The 23,980-nt window shown below is 55.7% G+C and carries 18 protein-coding genes; 10 read left to right on the top strand and 8 right to left on the bottom strand.

The window, feature by feature from the left end:
- The first annotated feature begins 5 nt into the window (after positions 1-5).
- The 7 genes from dprA (at position 6) to rpmG (ending at position 9,004) form a co-directional block, all read left to right on the top strand.
- Positions 6-1,148: a DNA-processing protein DprA gene (gene dprA, locus IB237_RS05675; protein WP_192487587.1), complete on the top strand. Its 1,143-nt coding sequence runs from the start codon at positions 6-8 to the stop codon at positions 1,146-1,148.
- Between the two features lie 198 nt (positions 1,149-1,346).
- On the top strand, positions 1,347-4,040 hold the full coding sequence (topA, locus tag IB237_RS05670; protein WP_192487586.1) for a type I DNA topoisomerase: 2,694 nt from the start codon (positions 1,347-1,349) through the stop codon (positions 4,038-4,040).
- Positions 4,037-6,391 (top strand): ribonuclease R, encoded by a 2,355-nt coding sequence (gene rnr / locus IB237_RS05665; protein ID WP_192487585.1) that lies wholly within the window; start codon positions 4,037-4,039, stop codon positions 6,389-6,391. The genes topA and rnr overlap by 4 nt, the downstream gene beginning before the upstream one ends.
- Before the next feature lie 38 nt (positions 6,392-6,429).
- The gene (locus IB237_RS05660) at positions 6,430-6,873 is read left to right on the top strand and encodes a DUF983 domain-containing protein (RefSeq protein ID WP_192487584.1); all 444 of its coding nucleotides are present in this window, start codon (positions 6,430-6,432) and stop codon (positions 6,871-6,873) included.
- Between the two features lie 3 nt (positions 6,874-6,876).
- Complete coding sequence (locus IB237_RS05655; protein WP_192487583.1) at positions 6,877-7,554, top strand: NUDIX hydrolase; 678 nt, start codon at positions 6,877-6,879, stop codon at positions 7,552-7,554.
- Between the two features lie 8 nt (positions 7,555-7,562).
- Positions 7,563-8,747, top strand: a complete 1,185-nt coding sequence (locus tag IB237_RS05650; protein ID WP_192487582.1) for an MFS transporter — start codon at positions 7,563-7,565, stop codon at positions 8,745-8,747.
- Between the two features lie 89 nt (positions 8,748-8,836).
- Positions 8,837-9,004 (top strand): 50S ribosomal protein L33, encoded by a 168-nt coding sequence (rpmG, locus tag IB237_RS05645; protein ID WP_003496403.1) that lies wholly within the window; start codon positions 8,837-8,839, stop codon positions 9,002-9,004.
- 1,063 nt (positions 9,005-10,067) lie between these two features.
- On the opposite strand, the gene IB237_RS05640 is transcribed toward rpmG, so the two are convergent.
- Together IB237_RS05640 and IB237_RS05635 are read right to left on the bottom strand one after the other, a co-directional pair.
- Complete coding sequence (locus IB237_RS05640; protein ID WP_192487581.1) at positions 10,068-11,438, bottom strand: PleD family two-component system response regulator; 1,371 nt, start codon at positions 11,436-11,438, stop codon at positions 10,068-10,070.
- A gap of 19 nt (positions 11,439-11,457) precedes the next feature.
- Positions 11,458-11,829, bottom strand: coding sequence for a response regulator (locus tag IB237_RS05635; RefSeq protein ID WP_060641199.1), 372 nt, complete (start codon positions 11,827-11,829; stop codon positions 11,458-11,460).
- A gap of 131 nt (positions 11,830-11,960) precedes the next feature.
- Here IB237_RS05635 and IB237_RS05630 point away from each other — a divergent pair, with 131 nt between their 5' ends.
- The 3 genes from IB237_RS05630 (at position 11,961) to IB237_RS05620 (ending at position 14,989) form a co-directional block, all read left to right on the top strand.
- A complete protein-coding gene (locus IB237_RS05630; RefSeq protein WP_192487580.1) occupies positions 11,961-12,269 on the top strand; it encodes a DUF3572 domain-containing protein in 309 nt (102 codons plus the stop codon).
- Between the two features lie 96 nt (positions 12,270-12,365).
- A complete protein-coding gene (locus IB237_RS05625) occupies positions 12,366-13,640 on the top strand; it encodes a DNA polymerase IV (protein WP_192487579.1) in 1,275 nt (424 codons plus the stop codon).
- 107 nt (positions 13,641-13,747) lie between these two features.
- Positions 13,748-14,989, top strand: a complete 1,242-nt coding sequence (locus IB237_RS05620; protein WP_192487578.1) for a L,D-transpeptidase family protein — start codon at positions 13,748-13,750, stop codon at positions 14,987-14,989.
- Between the two features lie 66 nt (positions 14,990-15,055).
- Here the strand turns inward: IB237_RS05620 and dnaE are convergent, their stop codons facing one another.
- The 6 genes from dnaE to mce form a co-directional block, all read right to left on the bottom strand.
- Positions 15,056-18,547 carry a DNA polymerase III subunit alpha gene (dnaE, locus tag IB237_RS05615; protein ID WP_192487577.1) on the bottom strand — a complete coding sequence of 1,164 codons (3,492 nt, stop codon included), beginning with the start codon at positions 18,545-18,547 and terminating at the stop codon, positions 15,056-15,058.
- A gap of 395 nt (positions 18,548-18,942) precedes the next feature.
- Positions 18,943-19,626: an ABC transporter ATP-binding protein gene (locus tag IB237_RS05610; RefSeq protein ID WP_192487576.1), complete on the bottom strand. Its 684-nt coding sequence runs from the start codon at positions 19,624-19,626 to the stop codon at positions 18,943-18,945.
- Between the two features lie 15 nt (positions 19,627-19,641).
- Positions 19,642-20,949: a lipoprotein-releasing ABC transporter permease subunit gene (locus tag IB237_RS05605; protein ID WP_192487575.1), complete on the bottom strand. Its 1,308-nt coding sequence runs from the start codon at positions 20,947-20,949 to the stop codon at positions 19,642-19,644.
- 22 nt (positions 20,950-20,971) lie between these two features.
- Positions 20,972-22,294 carry a proline--tRNA ligase gene (proS, locus tag IB237_RS05600; RefSeq protein ID WP_192487574.1) on the bottom strand — a complete coding sequence of 441 codons (1,323 nt, stop codon included), beginning with the start codon at positions 22,292-22,294 and terminating at the stop codon, positions 20,972-20,974.
- 705 nt (positions 22,295-22,999) lie between these two features.
- Positions 23,000-23,272, bottom strand: a complete 273-nt coding sequence (locus IB237_RS05595; protein ID WP_192487573.1) for a DUF1467 family protein — start codon at positions 23,270-23,272, stop codon at positions 23,000-23,002.
- 239 nt (positions 23,273-23,511) lie between these two features.
- Positions 23,512-23,916 (bottom strand): methylmalonyl-CoA epimerase, encoded by a 405-nt coding sequence (gene mce / locus IB237_RS05590; RefSeq protein WP_192487572.1) that lies wholly within the window; start codon positions 23,914-23,916, stop codon positions 23,512-23,514.
- Positions 23,917-23,980: the final 64 nt, after the last annotated feature.

Here is a 23,980-nt window from a genome sequence, read left to right as displayed (position 1 = left end):
GCGAAATGCCGGATGACGGTGCAAGACCGAGCGGCATGCCGCTTTCCGAAAAACAGAAAATTGCATGGCTGAGGCTTATCCGCAGCGAAAATATCGGCCCTGCAACCTTCCGCCAGTTGATCAATCATTTTGGCAGCGCCGAAAAGGCACTGGATGCCCTGCCCGATCTGTCGCGGCGGGGCGGTTCCACCCGCAACCTTCATATTACCACCTTGAACGAAGCTGAGCGCGAACTTGAAATCGCCCAGCGTTTTGGCGCGCGCTTCGTCGGCATTGGTGAGGCGGACTATCCGCCAGCCCTCAAGGAAATTGATGCTGCGCCGCCGCTGATTGCCATGAGAGGTGACGGCCGCACGGCAACTCGCCCCAGCATTGGCATTGTCGGTTCCCGCAACGCGTCGATCAACGGTGTAAAATTTGCGGCAATGATGGCGCGCGATTGCGGGCGTGAAGGCTATACGATCGCCTCCGGTCTGGCACGCGGCATAGATGCGGCCGCCCATCGAGCCAGCCTTGCAACAGGCACCGTCGCCATGCTGGCCGGCGGACTGGACCGCCCCTATCCGCCGGAAAACTTTTCGCTGCTGGATGAAATCTACGCCAATGGCGGCGTGACCATCAGCGAAATGCCGTTTGGCTGGGAGCCACGTGCCCGTGACTTTCCACGCCGTAACCGATTGATTGCCGGTGTTTCGCTGGGCGTCATCATTGTCGAGGCGGCGCAACGTTCCGGTTCTCTGATCACGGCCCGACTGGCTGGCGATTTCGGACGGCTGGTGTTTGCGGTTCCCGGCTCACCGCTCGACACACGCTGTCAGGGAACCAACGGCCTTATCAAGGACGGTGCGACGCTGATTACCGAAGCAAAAGACGTGCTGGATGCTATCTCGCCGTTGGTCGCGCCCGATCTGCCGCTGTTCGGCCACATCAATGAACCGGTACAACACAGCGACATAAGCGAGCCGCGCGATGATGACCGTTCGCTGGTTGCCAATGCGCTCGGCCCCTCGCCGGTCGAGATGGATGACATTATTCGCCACACAGGTCTGTCGGCATCGGCCATCATGTTAGTGCTGTTGGAACTGGACATTGCCGGGCGCATCCAGCGCCATGCCGGCGGCAAGATATCGCTGATTTCCAATGGATGAAAACGGCCAAAAAACCATCTTCGATTGTAAAATGGCATCGGAATACCCACTCATACAATTTGTTTTACAGGACAGAAAATTGCGTTTCCCCCTTGACCCGGAGCAATTCCCTGTCCATGTCGAAAGACTTGAGAGCCGTGTGTCGGCAAAGGGCGCGGCAGGAATTATTGGCGGAACCTTGTCCAGAGAAACAATAATATGAATGTCGTCGTCGTAGAATCTCCGGCCAAGGCCAAGACGATCAACAAGTATCTCGGCCCAGGCTACAAGGTTCTTGCATCCTTCGGACACGTGCGGGACTTGCCAGCCAAGGATGGCTCAGTGCTGCCCGACCAGGACTTTGAAATGTCCTGGGAGGTCGATAGCGCGTCGCAAAAACGCATGAAGGATATTGCCGATGCCGTGAAGGCATCCGATGGCCTTTTTCTGGCAACCGACCCTGATCGCGAAGGGGAAGCCATTTCCTGGCACGTGCTGGACCTGCTCAAGAAAAAGCGGGTGCTGGGCGATAAGCCGGTCAAGCGTGTGGTGTTCAACGCCATCACCAAGAAGGCTGTGCTGGATGCCATGGCGCAGCCACGCGATCTCGACATTCCGCTGGTGGATGCTTATCTCGCCCGCCGTGCACTTGATTATCTCGTTGGCTTCAATCTTTCCCCCGTTCTGTGGCGCAAGTTGCCAGGCGCCCGTTCGGCCGGCCGCGTTCAGTCGGTGGCTTTGCGTCTGGTCTGCGACCGCGAATCGGAAATCGAACGTTTCGTTTCCGAGGAATACTGGAACCTTTCGGCGCTGTTGAAGACGCCACGCGGTGACGAATTCGAGGCAAAGCTGGTGGCTGCCGATGGCAAGCGCCTGCAGGCCCGTGGCATCAAGACCGGCGATGACGCCAATCGTCTGAAAGCCCTTCTCGAAGGTGCGTCCTATGTCGTTGACAGCGTTGAGGCAAAGCCGGTCAAGCGCAATCCGGGCCCTCCATTCACCACCTCTACCCTGCAGCAGGCCGCGTCGTCGCGTATGGGCTTTTCCGCCTCCCGCACCATGCAGGTGGCCCAGAAGCTTTACGAAGGTATTGACATTGGCGGCGAAACTGCCGGTCTGATCACCTATATGCGTACCGACGGTGTGCAGATGGCGCCGGAAGCGATTGATGCTGCACGCAGTTCGATCGGCGAGCAGTTTGGTGCGCGTTATGTGCCGGACAAGGCGCGGTTCTATTCCACCAAGGCCAAGAACGCTCAGGAAGCGCACGAAGCCATTCGCCCGACGGATTTCAACCGCACGCCGGATCAGGTTAAGCGTTTTCTCGATCCTGATCAGTTCCGTTTGTACGATCTGGTCTGGAAGCGTGCCATTGCCAGCCAGATGGCGTCGGCTGAAATTGAACGCACCACCGTTGAAATTATTGCCACCAACAATGGCGAACAGGCTGGTTTGCGCGCTGTCGGCTCGGTCATCCGTTTCGACGGCTTCATTGCCGCCTATACCGACCAGAAAGAAGATGGCGAGCAGAGTGACGACGGTGACGATGAAGGCCGTCTGCCGCAGATCAATGCACGCGAGGACCTCGCCAAGCAGAAGATCAATGCCAGCCAGCACTTCACCGAACCGCCACCGCGTTATTCGGAAGCATCGCTGATCAAGAAGATGGAAGAGCTCGGCATCGGCCGTCCTTCCACCTATGCCGCGACGCTGAAAACGCTTGGTGACCGCGAATATATTGTCATCGACAAGCGCAAGCTCATTCCGCATTCGCGTGGACGTCTGGTGACGGCTTTCCTCGAAAGCTTCTTCACCAAATATGTGGAGTACGACTTCACCGCTGATCTGGAAGAAAAGCTCGACCGGATTTCCGCTGGTGAACTGGACTGGAAGCAGGTTCTTCGTGATTTCTGGAAGGACTTCTTTGCACAGATTGAAGACACCAAGGAACTGCGCGTTACCAACGTGCTGGATGCCCTGAACGAAGTTCTGGCGCCACTGGTGTTTCCAAAGCGCGAAGACGGTTCCGATCCGCGCATCTGCCAGGTTTGCGGCACAGGCAACCTGTCTCTCAAGCTCGGCAAATACGGCGCGTTCGTTGGTTGCTCCAACTATCCGGAATGCAATTTTACCCGCCAGTTGAACTCGGAGGGCGCGGAAGCAGATGCGGCCGCACTCAACGAACCAAAGGCATTGGGTGCTGATCCGCATACTGGCGAAGAGTTGACACTGCGTTCGGGTCGTTTCGGACCTTACATCCAGCGTGGTGAAGGCAAAGATGCCAAGCGTTCATCCCTGCCCAAGGGCTGGAAGCCGGAAGAGATCGATCACGAAAAAGCACTGGCACTGATCAATCTGCCACGCGATGTCGGCCAGCACCCCGAAACCGGTAAAATGATTTCTGCCGGTATCGGTCGTTATGGTCCGTTCCTGCTGCATGATGGTGGTTATGCCAACCTTGAAAGCGTTGAAGACGTATTTTCGATTGGTCTGAACCGTGCCGTGACCGTGATTGCCGAAAAGAAGGCTGCACCGGGACGTGGCCGTGGCTCGACACCGGCTGCGCTGAAAACCCTGGGTGACCACCCGGATGGCGGCGCGATTACCGTGCGTGACGGCCGTTTTGGTCCTTACGTCAACTGGGGCAAGGTCAACGCCACCATTCCGAAGGCGCAGGCCCCTGACAGCGTGACGATGGAAGAAGCCCTGGTACTGATTGCCGAACGGATTGCCAAGACCGGCACCGGTGGCAAGCCGGTAAAGGCAAAAAAGGCAACGTCGAAGGCCGCATCGGCTGATGGTGAGACCACGGCAAAGGCCAAGCCGAAGGCGGCAGCGAAAAGCAAGACAGCTGCCAAGCCCAAGACCGCGGCGAAGAAGGCTGCACCGAAAGCAAAGAAGGCGGAATCGTGAGCAAATCCCCACGCAAGACAACCGGCTCCTCCAACGATGGGTTCGGAAGAACAGGGCGTGGAAAACGGGTGAGCGAAAGCGAAAACATTGTGCACGGCCAGGTACCGCCGCGCGACGTGCTGCTGCGTTTTATTGCCGACCATCCCGAACAGGCATCGAAGCGCGAAATCGCCAAGGCTTTTGGCCTGAAAGGTGAAACCCGTGTCGAACTGAAAGCCCTGCTGAAGGAGCTGGAAGTCGACGGCATGGTGCAGAAAAACCGTAAGTCGCTGGTACGGCCGGGTGCATTGCCGCCCGTCACCGTTCTCGACATTACCACCCGCGACAAGGATGGCGAACTGATTGCGCGGCCGGCCGAGTGGCTGGACGAACAGGGCGTTGCCCCTGCCGTGCTGATCCGCCAGTCATCGCAGGACCGTGGCAAGAAGGCGCCGACCGCCGGTCTGAACGACCGCGTACTGGCCAAGATTTTCCCCGCCAAGAATCGTGGTGGCCCTGCCTATACGGCCCGCATCATTAAAATTCTTGACCGCCGTCAGGGTGCCCTGCTCGGCGTATTCAAATCCACCCCCGGTGGCGGTGGACGCCTGATGCCGATCGAACGCCGTGGCGACGAAATGGTGATCGACCCGGAAGGTGTCGGCACCGCGCAGGACGGCGATCTGATCGAAGTCGAAGTTGGCCGCAACAGCGGTCGTTATGGCCTGACACGCGCCAAGGTACTGTCAGTCGTTGGTTCCGTTGCGTCTGAAAAGGCGATCTCGATGATCGCCATCTATGCCCATGGTATCCCGCACATATTCCCGCAAGGTGTGATGGATGAGGCCGATGAGGCCAAGGCTGCGACCATGACGCACCGTGAGGACTGGCGCGACCTGCCACTGATCACCATCGATCCGGCCGACGCCAAGGACCATGACGATGCGGTTTATGCCGAACCTGATACATCGCCTGACAATCCCGACGGCGTGATCGTGACCGTGGCGATTGCCGATGTGTCCTGGTATGTCCGCACCGGCTCGCAGCTGGACAGGGAAGCGCTGAAACGTGGCAACTCCGTCTACTTCCCTGACCGCGTCGTACCGATGCTGCCGGAGCGTATTTCGAACGATCTCTGCTCGCTGAAGGAAGGCGTTGACCGCCCTGCCCTTGCGGTGCGCATGACCTTCTCCAAGGAAGGCCGCAAGGCTGGCCACACCTTCCACCGCATCATGATGAAGAGTGCGGCAAAACTCTCCTACCAGCAGGCGCAGGCCGCCATTGATGGCAAGCCTGATGACAAGACCGGACCACTGCTGGAGCCGATTCTAAAGCCGCTGTGGCATGCCTATGAGATCATGAAGCGCGGGCGTGATCGTCGTCAGCCGCTGGAACTCGACATGCCGGAGCGAAAGATCCTGTTGCGCCCCAATGGCACGGTGGACAAGGTCATCATTCCCGAGCGGCTGGATGCCCATAAGCTGATCGAAGAAATGATGATCCAGGCCAATGTGGCCGCCGCTGAGACGCTGGAGAAGAAAAAGCAACCGCTGGTCTACCGTGTTCACGACACGCCATCGCTTGCCAAACAGGAAACGCTGCGCGAGTTCCTTAACACACTTGGTATTTCCATGACCAAGGGTGGTGCCATGCGAGCCAACTCATTCAACGGTATTCTGGAACGTGCCCTCGGCACGCCACACCAGATCATGGTCAATGAAATGGTGCTGCGCTCGCAGAGCCAGGCAATCTACAGCCCTGACAATATAGGCCACTTTGGCCTGAACCTGATGAAGTATGCCCACTTCACATCGCCAATCCGCCGATATGCCGACTTGATCGTGCACCGCGCGCTAGTCGGTTCGCTTGGCTTTGGCGAAGGTGGCATTACGCCAACAGAAGAAGGCATGCTGGACGATATTGCGGCTGAAATCTCGACATTCGAGCGCCGGGCAATGGCCGCCGAACGCGATACGATCAACCGCTTGATTGCCCACTACCTCTCTGAGCGGGTCGGCGAAGAATTTGAAGGCCGAATATCTGGCGTTACAAAAGCGGGACTTTTTGTCGCGCTACCTGACTATGGTGCAGACGGCTTCATACCCATATCTACACTTGGCACGGACTATTTCATCTACGACGAGGCGCATCAGGCTCTGACAGGTGAAAAGACCGGGCTTGGCTATCAGCTTGGCGACACTGTTCAGGTTCGCCTCGCTGAAGCTGTGCCTCTGGCCGGTGCGCTTCGGTTCGAGATATTGAGTGAAGGTCGCAAAATGCCGACCGCTACGCGGTCCTTTCACAAGGCGGGTCGCAAGACCTCAAGGGTATCGGCAAAACCGGGTACACGGCCACCAAGACGGCGCAGATAACACAGGCGGATAAGAGCCGCCAGAAAAAGGAAGCAGTCATGAGTGCAGATAACAGCCATGATACCGTGACTTTTGGCGACTCGACAAACGACCGTCCCACAGGACGCTCCATCATGCGCGGTATCCGCGGCAACTGCCCGGCCTGCGGCAGTGGCAAGCTTTTCCGTGCCTGGCTGAAGCCTGTGCATGAATGTGCAGCCTGTGGCGAAGAAATTCATCACGAGCGGTCCGACGATCTGCCGCCCTATATTTCCATCGTCATTCTCGGCCACATAGCCGTTGGTGGTTTCATGATGACCGACATGATCATGGCCGTAGAGATGTGGGTACACTTCGCCATCTGGGTGCCGATTACCATTCTAGCCGCACTCGTGACGTTGCAACCGATCAAGGGCGGTGTCATCGGCCTGCAGTGGGCGCTGAAAATGCACGGTTTCGGACGAGAACCGGACAAGGTGCAAATCGACGGTTCATCGTTCTAAACAATGTCACCGGACAGGGGTGTAACGCCTCCGGAGCAACGTTTTGCGGCAACACGGCCGCGCGACGCCGCATCGATCATCCTAATAGACCGCAGCAGCGGTACCCCTAAAATCCTGATGGGCAAACGTGGAGCCGGACATGTTTTCATGCCCGGCGTTTATGTTTTCCCCGGCGGCCGGCGCGACCGTTACGACCACACCCTGCCCTTTACCGGCGATCTTGACCCCTTGGTGCATTCAGGACTGCGCAAACGGGTCTCCCGGCCACTGGGTGTCGGTGGCGCACGGGCGCTTGCGCTGGCAGCACTGCGCGAATTGCATGAGGAAACCGGGCTGTGTGCCAGTTCATCCACAACTCATGTGCCGGATCTTTCACGCCTGCGATTTGTGGCACGCGCCATAACGCCACCTGGCCATATCAGGCGCTATGACACACGTTTCTTCTGTGCTTTTACCGATGAAGCCGGTGTAGATCCCGGTGCTATGCACGATACGGATGAACTTGTTGACGTGTCATGGCTTGACACGGACGCCCTTTGCAGTCTGAACATGGCGCAAATTACGCGCAGCATTCTCGAAGATGTCACAAAGCTCATGATAGTTGATCCAGCGCTATCCTTTGAAAACGCGGTACCGTTTTATTTCATGCGTCACGGACTTGCCGTCCGCGAGCACCTTTGAAGGTCTATATGACAAAGCCTGAAACCTGCGGTACCCATGCCACCGACAAAATTCACTGGCCTTCCCTGTTTGCGGCAATTGCCGCGATCAGCGCCGTTGGCGTGGCAATCGGGCTTGGCCTGCCGCTACTCAGCATGATTCTCGAAAAGCGCGGCATATCGTCGACGATGATCGGGGTGAACTCTGCGATGGCTGGTGTAGCCTCGATGCTCGCCGCGCCGCTGACGTCAAGACTGGCGCATGATTGCGGTGTGGCACGCACGATGATTATTGCCGTGTTCATCTCGGCCATCAGCGCGCTGGGCTTTTATTTCGCTGACGCCTTCTGGATGTGGTTTCCGCTGCGCATCGTCTTCCATGGTGCGACCACCACGCTTTTCATTCTCTCCGAATTCTGGATCAATGCCACCGCTCCTCCCTCAAAGCGCGGCATGGTGCTTGGCATGTATGCTACCGGCCTTGCCGTTGGTTTCGCGGCCGGTCCGCTTCTGTTTTCGCTGGTTGGCAGTGATGGCATCACGCCGTTTGTGACAGGCGCAGGTGTGATCCTGCTGGCGGTGATTCCCATCTTCCTCGCCCGCAAGGAAAGCCCGCGGCTCGACGAAAAGCCGAATCATCACTTCGCCCGCTACATCTGGCTGGTGCCAATGGCCTCGGCCGCCGCATTTGTGTTTGGCTCAGTGCAGGCGGGAGGCCTTTCGCTGTTTCCGATCTATGCAACGCGCGAAGGTTTCAACGAATCGCAGGCAGCCCTGCTGCTGACGGTGATGGGTGTGGGCAACATGGCCTTCCAGATCCCGATCGGGCTGCTCTCCGATCGCCTCAAAGACCGGCGTCTGCTGCTGGGTTTGATGGCGCTTTTAGGCTTTGTCGGAACGCTGACCCTGCCATTTCTGGTGCAAAGCTGGGCTTTGCTGGCCTCCATGCTGCTTTTGTGGGGTGGCTGTGTCTCCGGCATGTACACGGTGGGCCTGACGCATCTGGGCTCGCGCCTGACCGGCTCTGACCTTGTTTCAGCCAATGCAGCCTTTATTTTTTGTTATGCGATTGGCACGATCAGCGGTCCACAGATCGTTGGCGTGTCGATGGATTTGAACGGAACCAATGGTTTTGCTTGGGCTCTCGCCGCATTTTTCGCGTTTTATGTGGTTCTTTCCATTGCACGTTTGGTTTTGAAGTCAAAACAGGCTTGACTTTTTGGGCGCGATCCGTAGTTTCGCGCCAGATTTAGCCGGGATCGAACAGGTCAGCGGCTCACTATTTTGTTAAAGGCAGGACGACCATGGCGAAAGCTACAACAATCAAGATCAAGCTGCTGTCGACAGCCGACACCGGTACTTTCTACGTCACCACCAAGAACAGCCGTACGTTCACGGACAAGATGACGAAGACAAAGTACGATCCAGTCGTACGCAAGCACGTTGAATTCAAGGAAACGAAGATCAAGTAATCTTCTCCTGGAATTTGCAGTTTTCAAAAAGCGCGCTTTCATCCGAAAGTGCGCTTTTTGCATTCAGGCCCCTCGCCTGTTTTGTTTGGTGCAGCATGACAGCACAAGCCGTCATTTAGAGCGCCAAGTCGTTATGGCAACCATGCTGTCGCTGGCGACGGTGCGACCCTGCCTCTTCTTCATACGACAGATCTCACAGACATCATGCCGGCGGGGGGCGCAAGCGCGCACAAGCAGACAGATGTGACAATGCGACCAGATGGATCGACCGTTATAGTTAGATACGTTTTGAGAGAGAAATGGGGGTCGGTCGGAGTTGCAGACGGTACGAGGAACCGTTTAGTGCACTCCAACCGACCGACCCCACGACCCAGGAGATGCGGCGGACCTGAGCATCATGGGGTATCTTACCAGGCTGGATACTACGGCCAATAGACCAAGTAAAAACCAACCCTGAAACACCATAGACAAGTAACTTGCGGTTATTTCTGTCTCTGTGCTTGCACACAATTCACGAAAGTTATGCCGTTGAACCAAACGTCGCGCAAACGATGAAAAAAATCAACAACTTCTTAAAGCAATGCCGTTTTGAAATGCAAATATGGTTAAATATGACCATAAGCGGCACAGTATTTATTTAAGCGAACATAGCACTTTCATAAATAAAGGAAAATACACTCAAGTAAAAATTCCTGATTTTCTAAAGAACCATAGTCTTGACTTGAAGAGCCGCGCGATCCGGCGAAAATGGTGAGAGCATCATCAAAAATCTGTGATGAAATATATCAATGATTAGGCAGAGGAAATATTCCAACTGCCGCAACGTTACGTGACAAATTGACAAATCGCAAAAAAAGAGCGCGAAAATACAGGCACGAGACTATGCCTGATCGCTCAAAGATTGCGCCATGTTATCCACAAGCCAAATGATCGCAATACCTGAATTCTGAGGGCCGATAATTCGGGAATTCGAATACACACCGCTACCGCCCCTCTAAAGAGGCTCGACAGGCGTGGCACTTAACGTTGGACTATTTTGGGGACGGGATGTCGCGGCCGGCCGTCAGGCGGCTGCGGCCACAACGCGGTTACGCCCTGCCCGCTTGGCATCATAGAGCGCATTGTCTGCTTCTTTCAGAAGCTGTTCTGGCGTCTCGACATTGGGGCTGTTGCACGAGATGCCCAGGGACGCCGTGATATTGATTTCCTGGCCGGAGGAACGCAGGACGAAAGGTTTGCCCTCGACGCTCATACGCAGCCGCTCAGCGATGTTGGCAGCCATTTCCGCCGTAGTATCCGGCATGACCACCACAAACTCTTCTCCACCATAACGGCAGGCCAGATCCGCACCGCGAACCGTTGCACGCAGGCGGGCGGCAAATTCCTTCAGGACTTCGTCGCCGGCATCGTGGCCATAGGTGTCGTTGACCACCTTGAAGCGGTCAATATCGGTAATGCATACCGACAGTGACCGGCCACGGGTTGCGGCTCGGTTGAACAGCACCTTGAGGTGATTGTCGAGATAACGGCGATTATGCAGGCCCGTCAGGCCATCGGTGACGGCAAGCTCAATGGAGTGCTGAACGCTGCTGCGCAGGCGGTCATTGTAACGCTTGCGCTTCAACTGCGTCAGTGTGCGAGCCACAAGCTCGTTGGGGTCCAGCGGACGGGTAATGTAATCGTTGACGCCAAGATCAAGCGCTCGCGCGATCATGTCCTCGCCACCCTGCTCCGCAATAAGCAACACTGGCAGAAAACGTGTACGGTCGAGCGAGCGCAACTGTGAGCACAGACGCAAGGGGTCGTAGTCATCAAGGCTGCTGCTAACGATGACCAGTTCAAAGCCCTGCTCCGCAGCCTCGAAGATCGCCGCCTGCGCATCGGAAATGGCTGTCACTTCCGCGACTGGCTTCAACATCTTGATAATGCGTTCCTGAGAATTCGCACGCGGATCGACCAGCAGCACCTGCCCCGGCTCCTCGATGCGACCTTCATCGCGCAGAAGGTCTTCAATGCCAATGGCACGCGCCGTTTCTGCGCGCATGCGCAGTTCGTCGCTCATGGTTTTCAGGCGAACGAGGCTTTTGACGCGAGACACCAGTTGCAGGTCATTGACCGGCTTTGTCAAAAAGTCATCGGCACCGGCCTTGAGGCCACGTACCCGGTCGGACGGCTGATCGAGTGCGGTTACCATGACGACTGGAATATGCATGGTGCGCGGATTGGATTTCAATCTTTCGCAGACTTCAAAACCATCCATACCCGGCATCATGATGTCGAGCAGGACAATATCGACTTGGGTGTTGTTGCAAATCTCGAGTGCCTTGAAGCCGTCTTCCGCGGTCAGAACATCAAAATATTCAGCAAGCAGGCGCGCTTCCAGCAACTTTACGTTTGCCGGTATATCGTCAACGACCAGAATTCTTGCTGTCATTATCAGTCCTCAAATGCCTTCAGGCATCGCCAAGGTAGGTTTTAATAGTTTCAATAAATTTGGGAACGGAGATCGGTTTGGAGACGTAAGCCTCACAGCCGCCTTGACGAATACGTTCTTCGTCACCCTTCATCGCAAATGCAGTTACGGCAATCACGGGAATGACGTGCAATTCATCGTCTTCCTTCAGCCACTTGGTCACTTCCAGACCGGATACTTCCGGCAACTGAATATCCATGAGAATGAGGTCGGGCTTATGTTTACGTGCCAGATCAAGGGCTTCCATGCCATTGCGTGTCTGGATCGTGGTATAACCCGACGCCTCGATCAAGTCGCGAAAGAGCTTCATGTTAAGCTCGTTGTCTTCAACTATCATGACCTGTTTTGGCATAGCGACAATTCCTCAATGCGCCTTGAAACCATGCCACCGACATATAAGTGTGTCGCAGAACCGATTCCATCGTATATAGTTTAACGACGCTAATGCGATTTGGTTGAAAAATAGGTAACTTCGGCGAAGAAATGCTGCGAGACAAAAAAACAAGTGCTGCCGCCACCGCAAAACCGGAAGAAACAGCCGCCGCCATACTTGGCTGGCTGGCCAATGAACCCGACTTGCTTTCCCGCTTTCTGGCGCTGAGTGGCCTGCAGGCCAATATGCTGCGACATGCCGCCAGCGACCCCGGCTTTTTTGCTGGATTACTTGATTTTCTGATGAGCCACGAGCCTGACCTGATGGCATTTTGCGCAGCAACAGAAACAAAACCCGAGGACGTTGCTGCCGCGTGGCACCATTTTTCCGGTCCGGGTCTCGATTCGGGTGTGTATTGAACCCACTCACCCGGGTTTCTTTTATAGGTCTGTCTTGAGTAAATTCCGGCAACAGAATAACGTGGCGAACGTTCATTCTTTGTTCCTGAGTTGACCATGACAAAACACGCCCCCGGTTTTTGCCGCGATTGTCTGGCCGGTCAGCCCGATGGTATTCGCCGTTGCCAGAAATGCGGCAGCCCTCGCCTTGTCTATCACGGCGAACTTTATGATCTCAGTCTGGCGCATATAGACTGCGATGCGTTTTACGCCTCAATCGAAAAGCGCGACAATCCTGATCTGATGGACAAGCCCGTGATCATCGGCGGTGGCAAACGCGGTGTCGTTTCGACCGCCTGTTACATTGCCCGCATTCATGGCGTTCGCTCGGCCATGCCGATGTTCAAGGCGTTGGAGGCCTGTCCCGAGGCGGTTGTCGTCAAACCCAACATGGAAAAATACAGCACGGTTGGCCGGCAGATCCGCAGCATGATGCAGGAACTGACGCCGCTTGTGCAGCCACTGTCCATCGACGAGGCATTTCTCGATCTGTCCGGCACCGAACTTCTGCATCATGACCCGCCTGCCCGCGTTCTGGCCAAATTTGCCAAGCGCGTGGAAAAGGAAGTCGGCATTTCCATTTCCGTCGGCCTTTCCTACTGCAAGTTTCTGGCAAAGGTCGCGTCGGACCTGCAAAAGCCACGCGGCTTTTCGGTGATCGGGCAAGAGGAAGCCGTCAGCTTTCTGGCCACCCGCCCCGTCACCACCATCTGGGGTGTCGGCAAGGCCTTTGCCGCGACGCTGGAGGCCGATGGCATTCGTTTGATAAGCCAGTTGCAGGTGATGGAAGAAGACACGCTGATGCGCCGCTATGGCACGATGGGACAGCGGCTTTACCGCCTTTCGCGGGGCATTGACGACCGCACGGTGCATAACAACGACCCGATCAAAAGCGTGTCGTCCGAAACGACTTTTTTCAACGATATTTCGCGGCATGAGGACCTTGTGTGCATTCTGCGATCGCTATCGGAGAAAGTTGCCTGGCGATTGAAGAAGAGCGGCATAGCCGGGCATACCGTTGTTTTGAAAATGAAAACTTCCGATTTCAAAAGCCGCACCCGCAACAAACGACTGGATGACCCAACGCAGCTTGCAGATCGTATTTTCCGCACCGGTCTCAGCCTGCTGGAAAAGGAAACGGATGGTACAAAGTTCCGCCTGATCGGCATTGGGGTGTCTGATCTCAGCGATGGCCATATTGCCGATCCGCCCGATCTCATTGACCAACAGGCGTCACGGCGTGCGGCGGCGGAAGCTGCCATGGACAAGCTGCGCGACAAGTTTGGCAAGGCCAGCGTTGAGACCGGCTATACGTTCGAAGTGAAAAAGTAGGCTGTAAAACGGCGCAATTACACGAAGTCGTGAAGGCGCTTAAAAACTTCATTAAATGCTAATTGATAAACTCCAAGCCTCTGTATTGCGTTGGAGTAAGTAGCCCCATGGTATTGCGTCTTTTTCTGGGTGCTTGTCTTTTGTCGACTTCCGTACTGGCACAAAGTGCCTTTGCGTATGATTCCGCAGGACTGCAAATTATCGTTTCGAAAAGCACCCAGTCTCTTGCCGTTTATGACAATGGCGAACTGATAAAAACCTCAAAAGTTTCGACCGGCAAACCCGGTCATGACACGCCAACCGGCATTTTCTCAATTCTTGAGAAACGCAAATACCACGAATCGAATATCTATTCGAATGCGCCGATGCCCTTCATGCAGCGGTTGACATGGTCCGGTATTGCGCTTCACGAAGGCAAGGTGCCGAACTACCCCGCATCGCATGGCTGTATTCGCCTGCCGGCGGGGTTTGCCCAATCGCTTTATGGCAAGACCGAGCGCGGCGTACATGTGATCGTGTCCGAAAAACCGGTTGAGCCGCAGCGCATCTGGCACAGCACATTGTTCCAACCGACCGTTGAACAGCCTGATGGCAATCTGCTGCTGTCCGATGTCGAGTTGCGTCCCGCCTCCTTCGATCCTTCATTGAAGGTGGAAGTGGCGATGAATGAACACACCAATTCAGTGACGCCGGAAACGGTCGTTAAACCGACCACCAAACCGATGCGTATCCTGATCACACGACGCGGCGACCGCGAAAAGATGGTCGACATCCAGACCATGCTCAACACGCTTGGTTTTGACGCCGGCAAGACCGATGGCCAGATGGGACAGATGACCATCAGCGCCATCAATGGCTTCAAACGCTGGAAGGGCCTGAGCGAAAAAGGAACCGCTGTTACCGATGCATTCGTGACAGCGCTTTATGCGGCGAGCGGTTACGACGCCCCGCCGGCAGGGCAGCTTCAGGTACGCCAGGACTTTAAGCCACTGTTCGAGGTGGCCGTTGGTATCAAGGACCCCAACCTGCCGCTTGGTACACATTTCCTGGAAGCAACGGCCGTTGATCACGCCGGTGGGCGGGCCGACTGGTATTCGATCACGCTCGAAAACCACCTGCCTGCCGCTACAATGCGCAGGCTCGGTATCGATGCGGACAAATTCGAATTGCAGGAAAGCGCCAGCGAAGTTCTCGACCGGATCGACATTCCCAACGACGCGCGCAAACGCATTGAAGACCTGCTGGTCGCTGGCACATCGATTACCATTACAGACCTCAGTCACTTCCCCGAGACCGGACAGGGGACCGATTTCATTACCATCACCAAGACGATACGACGCCCGTCGTAACCGCCAGATTTCGGTTCTTGCCTTATCGCCCCGCAGACAAAACGGGGCGATAATTGTTTTAAGGCCTTACATCAATTCGACATCGACAATGCCGGGAGCTGCCCGCAAGGCGGCGGCAATTTCCGGTGAGATACGGAATTTTTCAGTCAATTCCACCTCAATCTCGCGCTGCCCGTCATCCTTGATCACGATGAAGGACACCAGACCATCGCCCTTGGCGTTGAGGTGTTTGGCAATCATTTTAAGCGGACCGGAATCGCGGACAAAAACCCGCAATGCCTTCTGCATCGAGACGGATTTTTCCTCCAGTGACTGAGCGGTCAGAATACGAAGGCCGATGCCTTCAGGGCGCTCATCCGCCTGAACGGTGATAACAAGCGATTTGCCAACTTCCAGCAGATCGCGGTACTGGCCAAGCCCTTCCGAAAACAGAACAGCCTCATACTGACCGGACGCATCCGAGAAGGTCACGATGCCCATCTTGTTACCGGTCTTGGTCTTGCGCTCCTGTTTTCCGGTTACCGTACCGGCCAGGCGACCGGCAGTCGCGCCCTGTTTTACCGCGACGGTGAAATCGGCAATGTTCTGCACACGTAACTTTTCGAGCGTCGCACGATATGTATCGAGCGGATGGGCGGTCAGGTAAAAGCCAAGAACCTGATATTCCCGAAGCAGCTTTTCAGAGGCCAGAAATGGCGAGAAGGTTGGCAGTGCAAGCCGTTCCGGACCATTGGCGCCACCGGAGCCGAACATGTCCGACTGACCGCTGACGCGATTTTCCTGTGCCAGTTGCGCAAAACCGATAACGCGATCAAGACCACCAATCAGTTCGGCACGGTCACGTCCGAAACAATCGAAGGCACCGGCATTGATCAGGCTTTCAAACACACGCCGGTTGATCTGTTTTGGATCGATGCGCTGGCAGAAATCCTCAAGGCTGGCAAAGGGTTTGTCACCCCTCACCTCAACTATGTGGTCAACGGCGCCTTCACCGACGCCCTTCAAGGCCGCCAGCGAATAATAGATGCGGTTTTCACCCGTCTCGAACTTGCGGAACGACGTCTGCACCGAAGGCGCGACGATTTCGATGCCCATACGCGAGGCGTCCTGGCGGAAGTCGTTGATCTTTTCGGTGTTGGCCATATCAAGTGTCATCGAGGCGGCAAGGAATTCCACCGGATAATGCGCCTTCATATAGGCCGTCTGGTAGGAGACAATCGCGTAGGCAGCTGCGTGCGACTTGTTGAAGCCGTAGTTGGCGAACTTGGCCAGAAGATCGAAAATCGTGTCGGACTGCGCCTTCGACACATTGTTCTTCATCGCGCCTTCGACGAAACGTTCGCGCTGCTTGTCCATCTCCTCCTTGATCTTCTTACCCATCGCGCGACGTAGAAGATCGGCCTCGCCGAGCGAGTAACCGGAGAGAACCTGGGCGATCTGCATCACCTGTTCCTGGTAGATGATAACGCCCTGCGTTTCCTTCAGCAGGTGGTCGATCATCGGATGGATCGATTCCAGCTCTTCCTCGCCGTGTTTACGGGCATTGTAGACCGGAATGTTTTCCATCGGGCCCGGACGATAAAGCGCCACAAGCGCAATAATGTCCTCGATGCAGTCGGGGCGCATACCAATCAGCGCCTTACGCATGCCCGCGCTTTCCACCTGGAACACGCCGATGGTTTCACCACGCGAAAGCATTTCATAGGTCTTCTGGTCATCCAGCGGAATGCCGGCCAGATCGACATGAATGCCGCGCTTGGCAACAAAATCCACCGCGACCTTCAACACGGTCAGGGTTTTCAGACCCAAAAAGTCGAACTTGACGAGACCGGCGCTTTCAACCCACTTCATGTTGAACTGGGTTACCGGCATGTCGGAGCGCGGATCGCGGTACATCGGCACCAGCTTTGACAGCGGACGGTCGCCGATCACGATACCGGCGGCGTGGGTCGAGGCGTGGCGGTAGAGACCTTCGATCTTCTGGGCAATATCCAGCAGGCGCGCCACCACGGGCTCGGCCTCTGCCTCTTCGCGCAGTCTCGGTTCTTCTTCGATTGCCTTGGATAGTGGCGTCGGGTTTGCCGGATTGTTCGGCACCAGCTTACAGATCTTGTCGACCTGACCGTAAGGCATTTCCAGCACACGACCAACGTCGCGCAGCGCCGCACGCGCCTGCAATGAACCGAAGGTAATGATCTGCGCTACCTGTTCGCGGCCGTATTTCTGCTGCACATAGCGGATCACCTCTTCGCGGCGGTCCTGGCAGAAGTCGATATCGAAGTCGGGCATCGAAACGCGTTCAGGATTGAGGAAGCGTTCGAACAGCAACGAGAAGCGCAGCGGATCAACGTCAGTAATGGTCAGCGCGTAAGCAACCAGAGAGCCCGCACCGGAACCACGGCCCGGACCAACCGGGATATCGTGGTTCTTGGCCCATTTGATAAAGTCGGCAACGATCAGGAAGTAACCGGGAAATTTCATACGCTCGATAATGCCGAGTTCGAAGTCCAGTCGTTCGCGGTATTCTTCTTCGGTATAGCCAGCGGCAATACCGAGCTTTTCGATGCGCATATCCAGGCCTTCAACGGCCTGACGGCGCAGTTCTTCCGACTCCGCCTTTTCGGCAGCATCGGTATCGTCACTGGCGCCGGTAAAGCGCGGCAGAATAGGTCCGCGCTTTTTCAGCACGTAGGAGCAACGATGCGCCACTTCGACGGTGTTTTCCAATGCCTCCGGCAAATCGGAAAACAGTTTCACCATTTCCTCGCGGCTCTTGAGATAATGGTCTGGCGTCAGGCGAAAGCGGGTATCATCGGAGACGATGGCGTTGTGGGCCACGGCCATCAACGCATCATGGGCCTCGTAATCGGCGCGTGACGGAAAAAAGGCTTCGTTGGTGGCAACCAGCGGCACGTCGTTCTCATAGGCAAGCGTCAAGACACGGCGCTCATGCGCCCGGTCATAATTGCCCTGCCGCTGCAATTCCATATAAAGGCGATTGCCGAACAGGCCCTTGAGGGCCAGTAAGCGCTTCTCAGCCAGGGCGGTGTGCCCGTCTTTCAGGGCCATATCGACAGGGCCGCCAGAGGCGCCGGTCAGCACGATCAGCCCGTCATTATCGCCCTCTTCCAGCCAGGAGCGATGAACGCGTACCGACTGGCCACTTTCACCATCGAGATAAGCGCGACTGATGAGATCCACCAGGCGCTCGTAACCCGCAGCGGTGGCTGCAAGGAACACAAGGGCGGGAAGTTTTGCGAGATTGTTCGAACGCCGTTCTTCAATGGCGTCTTCCATATCAACGGAAACCTGACAGCCGATAATCGGCTGCAAGCCCTCATCACGCGCCTTTTCCGAAAATTCCAGTGCCACGAACAGATTGTTGGTGTCGGTTATGGCAATGGCTGGCTGCCCATCGGACACAGCCTTGGACATAACCTTTTTAAGCGGCAACGCGCCTTCCAGAAGCGAATAGGCCGAGTGAACCCGAAGATGCACGAAACCCGGTGTTCCACCGGCCTGCCCTGCATTTCCATTGGTGGAATTGGTATCACTCATGCGCCGCATATCCCGTGTTCTGAATCACGGGGGATTTTCTGATGTTCAGCCCGCAAAGTCCACAGCCAATAGCACAGAACAACGAGGACAACCGCACATACACGCTGTTATGTGCGGCAAAAATATCAGAGTGCAGTGAGGATCATAGAAAAGCTGGCAACAAAGACAGCGATGGAAGCGAAGGCGGCAACGTCACGGATCATGTCGGTCATTGTACTCTCCTTACTCGTTATGTTTCCAGTTTGTTCTCATTTTGTTTCAGAGTCAATATGTTTTTTAGGTCTCTTTTAAATTCCGTTGCGGCGTGAAAGTTCCCGCGTGATGTGCGCGCAAAAGAAAACCCGGCGCGGTGGCCGGGTTTTCCTCAAACTCAGGTCATGTGATGTGCGGCAAAATCAGAAGCTGACGATCTTGCCTTCGGAGATCGTGACGCGACGATCCATGCGTGCGGCCAGATCGTGATTATGGGTCGCAATCAGCGCCGCAAGACCAGACTGGCGCACCAGAGCTTCCAGCGCTTCAAACACATAATGGGCCGTCTCGGGATCGAGGTTGCCGGTTGGCTCATCGGCCAGCAGCAGAAGCGGTGCATTGGCAACGGCACGGGCAATGGCCACGCGCTGCTGTTCACCACCGGAAAGCTCAGCCGGACGGTGATCGGCACGGTGGCCAATCCGCATGTAGTCAAGAAGCTGTGCGGCGCGCTGACGGGCTTCCTTGTCGGAAAGACCGGCAATCAATTGCGGCATCATGATATTTTCAAGCGCGGTGAATTCCGGCAGCAGGTGATGGAACTGGTAGACGAAACCGATATCGCTGCGGCGGATTGCCGTTCGCTTGTCATCCGCCAATGTGCCGCAAGGCAAACCATCGACATAAACCTCACCCTCGTCCGGGTGCTCCAGCAAACCAGCAAGATGCAGCAGCGTGGATTTACCCGTGCCCGACGGTGCGACCAGCGCAACAATCTCGCCACTTCGCAATTCGAACTCGGCATTGTTGAGAATATGGAGGACACTGTCGCCCTGCCCGTAACTTCTATGTACGCCCGTCAGCCGCAACGCGATGTTTCTGCTCATGATATGTCGCGTTCCTTATTCGTATCGCAGAGCCTGCACAGGATCGAGCTTTGAAGCCCGCCATGCCGGAAAGATCGTGGCAATGAACGACAGCGTCAACGCCATGATGACAACGGAAATGGTTTCACTAATATCCATTTCAGCCGGAAGCTGGCTGAGGAAATAGAGCTGCGGATCAAACAGCACCGTACCCGACACCCACGAGAAGAACTGGCGGATCGATTCCACGTTCAGGCAGACAATCACGCCGAGCAGAACACCGGCAAAGGTACCCACAAGACCAATCGCAGCACCGGTCATGAAGAAGATACGCATGACCGCTCCGGAACTTGCACCCATGGTGCGCAGAATGGCAATGTCGCTACCTTTATCCTTCACCAGCATGATGAGGCCGGAAATGATGTTAAGCGCTGCGACAAGCACGATCAGCGTCAGGATCATGAACATCACGTTGCGTTCAACCTGAAGGGCCGAGAAGAAGGTCTGGTTACGCTGACGCCAGTCGGTGATGTAAATCTGCCGGCCTGCGGCTTCTTCCACCAGTGGACGCAGTGTATCAACCTGATCTGGATGCTCCACGAACAGCTCGATCGATTGCACCAGACCATCTGCATTGAAATAAAGCTGCGCTTCGGGAAGCGGCATGTAGACCATCGAGGCGTCATATTCCGACATACCGATCTCGAAAACGCCTGAGATCGTGTAGGATTTGACGCGCGGATTGACACCCATCGGCGTGATGTCGCCTTCCGGCGCAATCAGGGTGATCTGGTCACCGGCTGTGACACCAAGTGACGAGGCCAGGCGGGAACCGACCAGCACGCCCTCACCGGACATGTAACCCACGAGATCGCCGACCTTGATGTTGCTGGAAACCTCTTTCAGCTTCTCAAGGTCCTCGCCGCGCACGCCGCGCACCAGCGCGCCGCTGCCTGCACCGGCGCGCCCCTGCGCCAGCGTCTGGCCTTCCACCAGTGGCAGTGCCATGGTGATGCCCTTGATGCCTGCAAATTTTTTAGCCAGCTCATCGTAATTGTTGAACGGGCTATCAATGGGCTGCACGACCATATGGCCGTTAATGCCCAGAATTCGGGAAATCAGCTCGGTGCGGAAACCGTTCATCACCGCCATAACAATGATGAGCGTTGCCACACCCAGCATAATGCCAACAAAAGAAAAACCGGCGATCACCGAAATGAACGCCTCTTTGCGGCGGGCGCGCAGGTAGCGCCACGCGACCATGCGCTCAAAGGCCGAAAACGGCCGCGCAGCGGTATCCTTCACGGATTGACCAGCAGCGTTGTCAGCCCCGGCTTGTGCCATCTCGTCTCCCCGCCTCAGCCGTTCAGCCGAGGACCCTGTTCAATGCTGCTTCGATCGTGACGTTTTCACGTTCGCCGGTCTTGCGGTTTTTCACTTCAACTTCACCATTGGCAACCGAACGTGGTCCAACGATGATCTGCAACGGAACACCGATCAGATCGGCCGTTGCGAACTTCTGACCGGCACGGTCATCGGTATCGTCGTACAGCACATCCTTGCCGGCATTTGTCAGCGTATAATAAAGCTTTTCGCATGCGGCGTCGGTCGATGCTTCGCCTGCCTTCATGTTGATGATGACAACATCAAATGGGGCAACCGAATCCGGCCAGATGATTCCGTTTTCGTCATGCGATGCTTCAATGATGGCGGGAACAAGGCGTGTTGGTCCAATGCCGTAGGAACCCATGTGGACAAGGTGTTCCTTGCCATCCGGACCCTGCACCTTCGCACCCATCGGCTCGGAATATTTGGTGCCGAAATAGAAGATGTGGCCTACTTCGATACCGCGCGCCGAAATGCGCTTGTCTTCAGGCATCGCGTCGTAAGCGGCTTCGTCGTGCATTTCAGACGTGGCAGCGTAATCCGAGGTCCAGTCGTCGAACACCGCCTGCAGGCCGGCGACATCATCGAAATTGGTGTCGGCAGCAGGAATATCGCGGTCGAGGAAGCTCTTGTGGCAGAACACTTCCGATTCACCCGTGTCGGCCAGAATGATGAATTCATGGCTGTGGTTGCCACCGATTGGGCCAGTGTCAGCACGCATCGGAATGGCGCGCAGACCAAGACGCGAGAAGGTGCGCAGGTACGCGGTGAACATCTTGTTATAGGAATGAATGGCGCCTTCCTTCGTCAGGTCGAAAGAATAGGCATCCTTCATCAGGAACTCGCGCGAGCGCATGGTGCCGAAACGTGGACGTAGCTCATCACGGAACTTCAGCTGAATGTGGTAGAGGTTCAGCGGCAGATTCTTGTAGGATTTGACGTAAGAACGGAAAATGTCGGTGATCATTTCCTCGTTGGTTGGGCCGTACAGCATCTGGCGATCCTGACGGTCCTTGATGCGCAGCATTTCCTTGCCGTAATCTTCATAACGGCCGCTCTCCTGCCACAGCTCTGCGGACTGCAGTGTTGGCATCAACAGTTCAACGGCGCCGGCACGGTTCTGTTCTTCACGCACGATCTTGTTGACCTTGTCGAGAACGCGCTTGCCCAGCGGCAGCCAGGAATAAATGCCCTGCGAGTGCTGGCGGATCATGCCTGCACGCAACATAAGGCGATGCGAAACGATCTCCGCTTCCTTGGGATTTTCCTTGAGGATGGGCATGAAATAACGGCTGAGACGCATATCGGATTCCGTGACTTTGGCGATCCGGACTCTCCTGCCGGGAATCGCCGCAACAAAGGGCTGTTTGCGCCGTTCATAAACGTTTCCCAGACAGAAGGAAACCCGGCACTGGACAACACCAGAAACCACGCACATGACGATTTTGCGACATCAATATCCACTATTACTGATTGTCGCAGAATATTTTTGTCGCTTGCGTTGCGACATATCGCCCAATAGGGAATTTTTTGCCGACTGTAGCAAAAATGCAAAAAATCTAATGACAAGCATCGGAGATTGGGCTAGCTTTAGCTCATAAAACAGGCATGAAGAACAAATTCCTGCCAATTTCGCGGTCAGTCTTGGGAGGATCAGATCTTAGGCGCGCTTCGTCGCTGCCCCGGCAACGGTTACAGATCACGCGAAAATTAGAAAACAAGGCTTCAACGCCTTGTTTTTTTTTGCCTTTTAGCAACCCCTTAAACCGGGCGACGCAAATTTGGTCGAAATTGCGACTGTCAAGTCCACTAAATCACTCGAAATACTCTGTGCCGCTTGTTCATGACAGGCATGTGACGGCAAATTTGGTGTGAAAAGACTCATCTCCTCACACATGAGGGTCGAGCACCAACCCGGACTGATTTCAGCATTGAAACGCACCACTTTGCACACTCTCACAGTGTGCAGGAAACGCTGTCCGTGCGTCGGCTGATGGAGCGTGCAAAATCACCGATTGAACATCGGGAACAGCTCGAAGATGTCTTCCAGTTCAAAATTGAACCACCAGGTCAAAACCAGCCAGGACGCAAGCAGTGCGGCCGAAACGGCGGTGTTGAGAGCGATGACCTTCAAACCGCGGAAACGGGCTGGAGCACTGGCCACCGTGCCGGGTTCAACCGCCCCCTCTTCCGCCTGCGTCCGCAAACCAATGGGCAGCACGATAAACAGCGTGGTCCACCAGATGACGAAGTAGATTGCGAAATACGAGAGAACGGTCATGGGCACCTGCTATCCGGTTTGGAGCGCATCTTACCCGACTGATACGTGTGACGGTAAGACAGGCTGTTATGGGCAACTATAGGCAAACAAGGCTGGCGCACAAACAATGTTTTCAACAGTCCTTTGTGGCCAAGCGCATAAATTGATTCACTTTTTCGCGGCAAGGCATTGTTTCAGAATCGCTTTATCAAACGCCAGAAATTGAGAAACCACTTGAAGTGCGGCTTGCCAGATCTGTTTCAGACCTGCTCAAGCTCGATCAGCGTGCCGAAAAAATCCTTGGGATGGAGAAACAGCACCGGCTTGCCATGCGCACCGATTTTGGGCTCACCATCGCCCAAAACACGCGCACCGGACTGTTTCAGCTGGTCACGTGCGGCAACGATGTCCTCTACCTCGTAACAGATGTGATGCATGCCGCCAGCCGGATTTTTAGCGAGAAAGGCCGCAATCGGCGACGCGTCGCCGAGCGGCTCCAGCAGTTCAACCTTGGAATTTGGAAGTTCGACAAATACCACGGTTACGCCGTGTTCCGGCAACGCCTGCCGTTCCGACAGGCTGGCGCCCAGCATCTGGCCGTAGGCTGCCTCTGCGGCGCCAAGGTCAGGCACCGCAAGTGCCACATGGTTGATACGTCCGAGCATAGCCTCCTCCCCGAAGCCTGTGGGTCGACAGGATATGGGCAGTTATTCCTGCCCATATCGTTTT

Source organism: Agrobacterium sp. AGB01, from assembly GCF_014851585.1.
In the GTDB taxonomy this organism is placed as follows: Bacteria; Pseudomonadota; Alphaproteobacteria; order Rhizobiales; family Rhizobiaceae; genus Agrobacterium.
Note: the sequence above shows the minus strand (reverse complement) of the source record. Positions and strands in the feature narration are given on the sequence as shown.

What these genes read in the sequence shown, in the direction of transcription:
- dprA (WP_192487587.1), top strand. Translation starts at nt 6, where the DNA reads ATGCCGGATGACGGTGCAAGACCGAGCGGCATGCCGCTTTCCGAAAAA.
- topA (WP_192487586.1), top strand. Translation starts at nt 1,347, where the DNA reads ATGAATGTCGTCGTCGTAGAATCTCCGGCCAAGGCCAAGACGATCAAC.
- IB237_RS05660 (WP_192487584.1), top strand. Translation starts at nt 6,430, where the DNA reads ATGAGTGCAGATAACAGCCATGATACCGTGACTTTTGGCGACTCGACA.
- IB237_RS05655 (WP_192487583.1), top strand. Translation starts at nt 6,877, where the DNA reads ATGTCACCGGACAGGGGTGTAACGCCTCCGGAGCAACGTTTTGCGGCA.
- IB237_RS05650 (WP_192487582.1), top strand. Translation starts at nt 7,563, where the DNA reads ATGACAAAGCCTGAAACCTGCGGTACCCATGCCACCGACAAAATTCAC.
- rpmG (WP_003496403.1), top strand. Translation starts at nt 8,837, where the DNA reads ATGGCGAAAGCTACAACAATCAAGATCAAGCTGCTGTCGACAGCCGAC.
- IB237_RS05640 (WP_192487581.1), bottom strand. Translation starts at nt 11,438, where the DNA reads ATGACAGCAAGAATTCTGGTCGTTGACGATATACCGGCAAACGTAAAG.
- IB237_RS05635 (WP_060641199.1), bottom strand. Translation starts at nt 11,829, where the DNA reads ATGCCAAAACAGGTCATGATAGTTGAAGACAACGAGCTTAACATGAAG.
- IB237_RS05630 (WP_192487580.1), top strand. Translation starts at nt 11,961, where the DNA reads ATGCTGCGAGACAAAAAAACAAGTGCTGCCGCCACCGCAAAACCGGAA.
- IB237_RS05625 (WP_192487579.1), top strand. Translation starts at nt 12,366, where the DNA reads ATGACAAAACACGCCCCCGGTTTTTGCCGCGATTGTCTGGCCGGTCAG.
- IB237_RS05620 (WP_192487578.1), top strand. Translation starts at nt 13,748, where the DNA reads ATGGTATTGCGTCTTTTTCTGGGTGCTTGTCTTTTGTCGACTTCCGTA.
- dnaE (WP_192487577.1), bottom strand. Translation starts at nt 18,547, where the DNA reads ATGAGTGATACCAATTCCACCAATGGAAATGCAGGGCAGGCCGGTGGA.
- IB237_RS05610 (WP_192487576.1), bottom strand. Translation starts at nt 19,626, where the DNA reads ATGAGCAGAAACATCGCGTTGCGGCTGACGGGCGTACATAGAAGTTAC.
- IB237_RS05605 (WP_192487575.1), bottom strand. Translation starts at nt 20,949, where the DNA reads ATGGCACAAGCCGGGGCTGACAACGCTGCTGGTCAATCCGTGAAGGAT.
- proS (WP_192487574.1), bottom strand. Translation starts at nt 22,294, where the DNA reads ATGCGTCTCAGCCGTTATTTCATGCCCATCCTCAAGGAAAATCCCAAG.
- IB237_RS05595 (WP_192487573.1), bottom strand. Translation starts at nt 23,272, where the DNA reads ATGACCGTTCTCTCGTATTTCGCAATCTACTTCGTCATCTGGTGGACC.
- mce (WP_192487572.1), bottom strand. Translation starts at nt 23,916, where the DNA reads ATGCTCGGACGTATCAACCATGTGGCACTTGCGGTGCCTGACCTTGGC.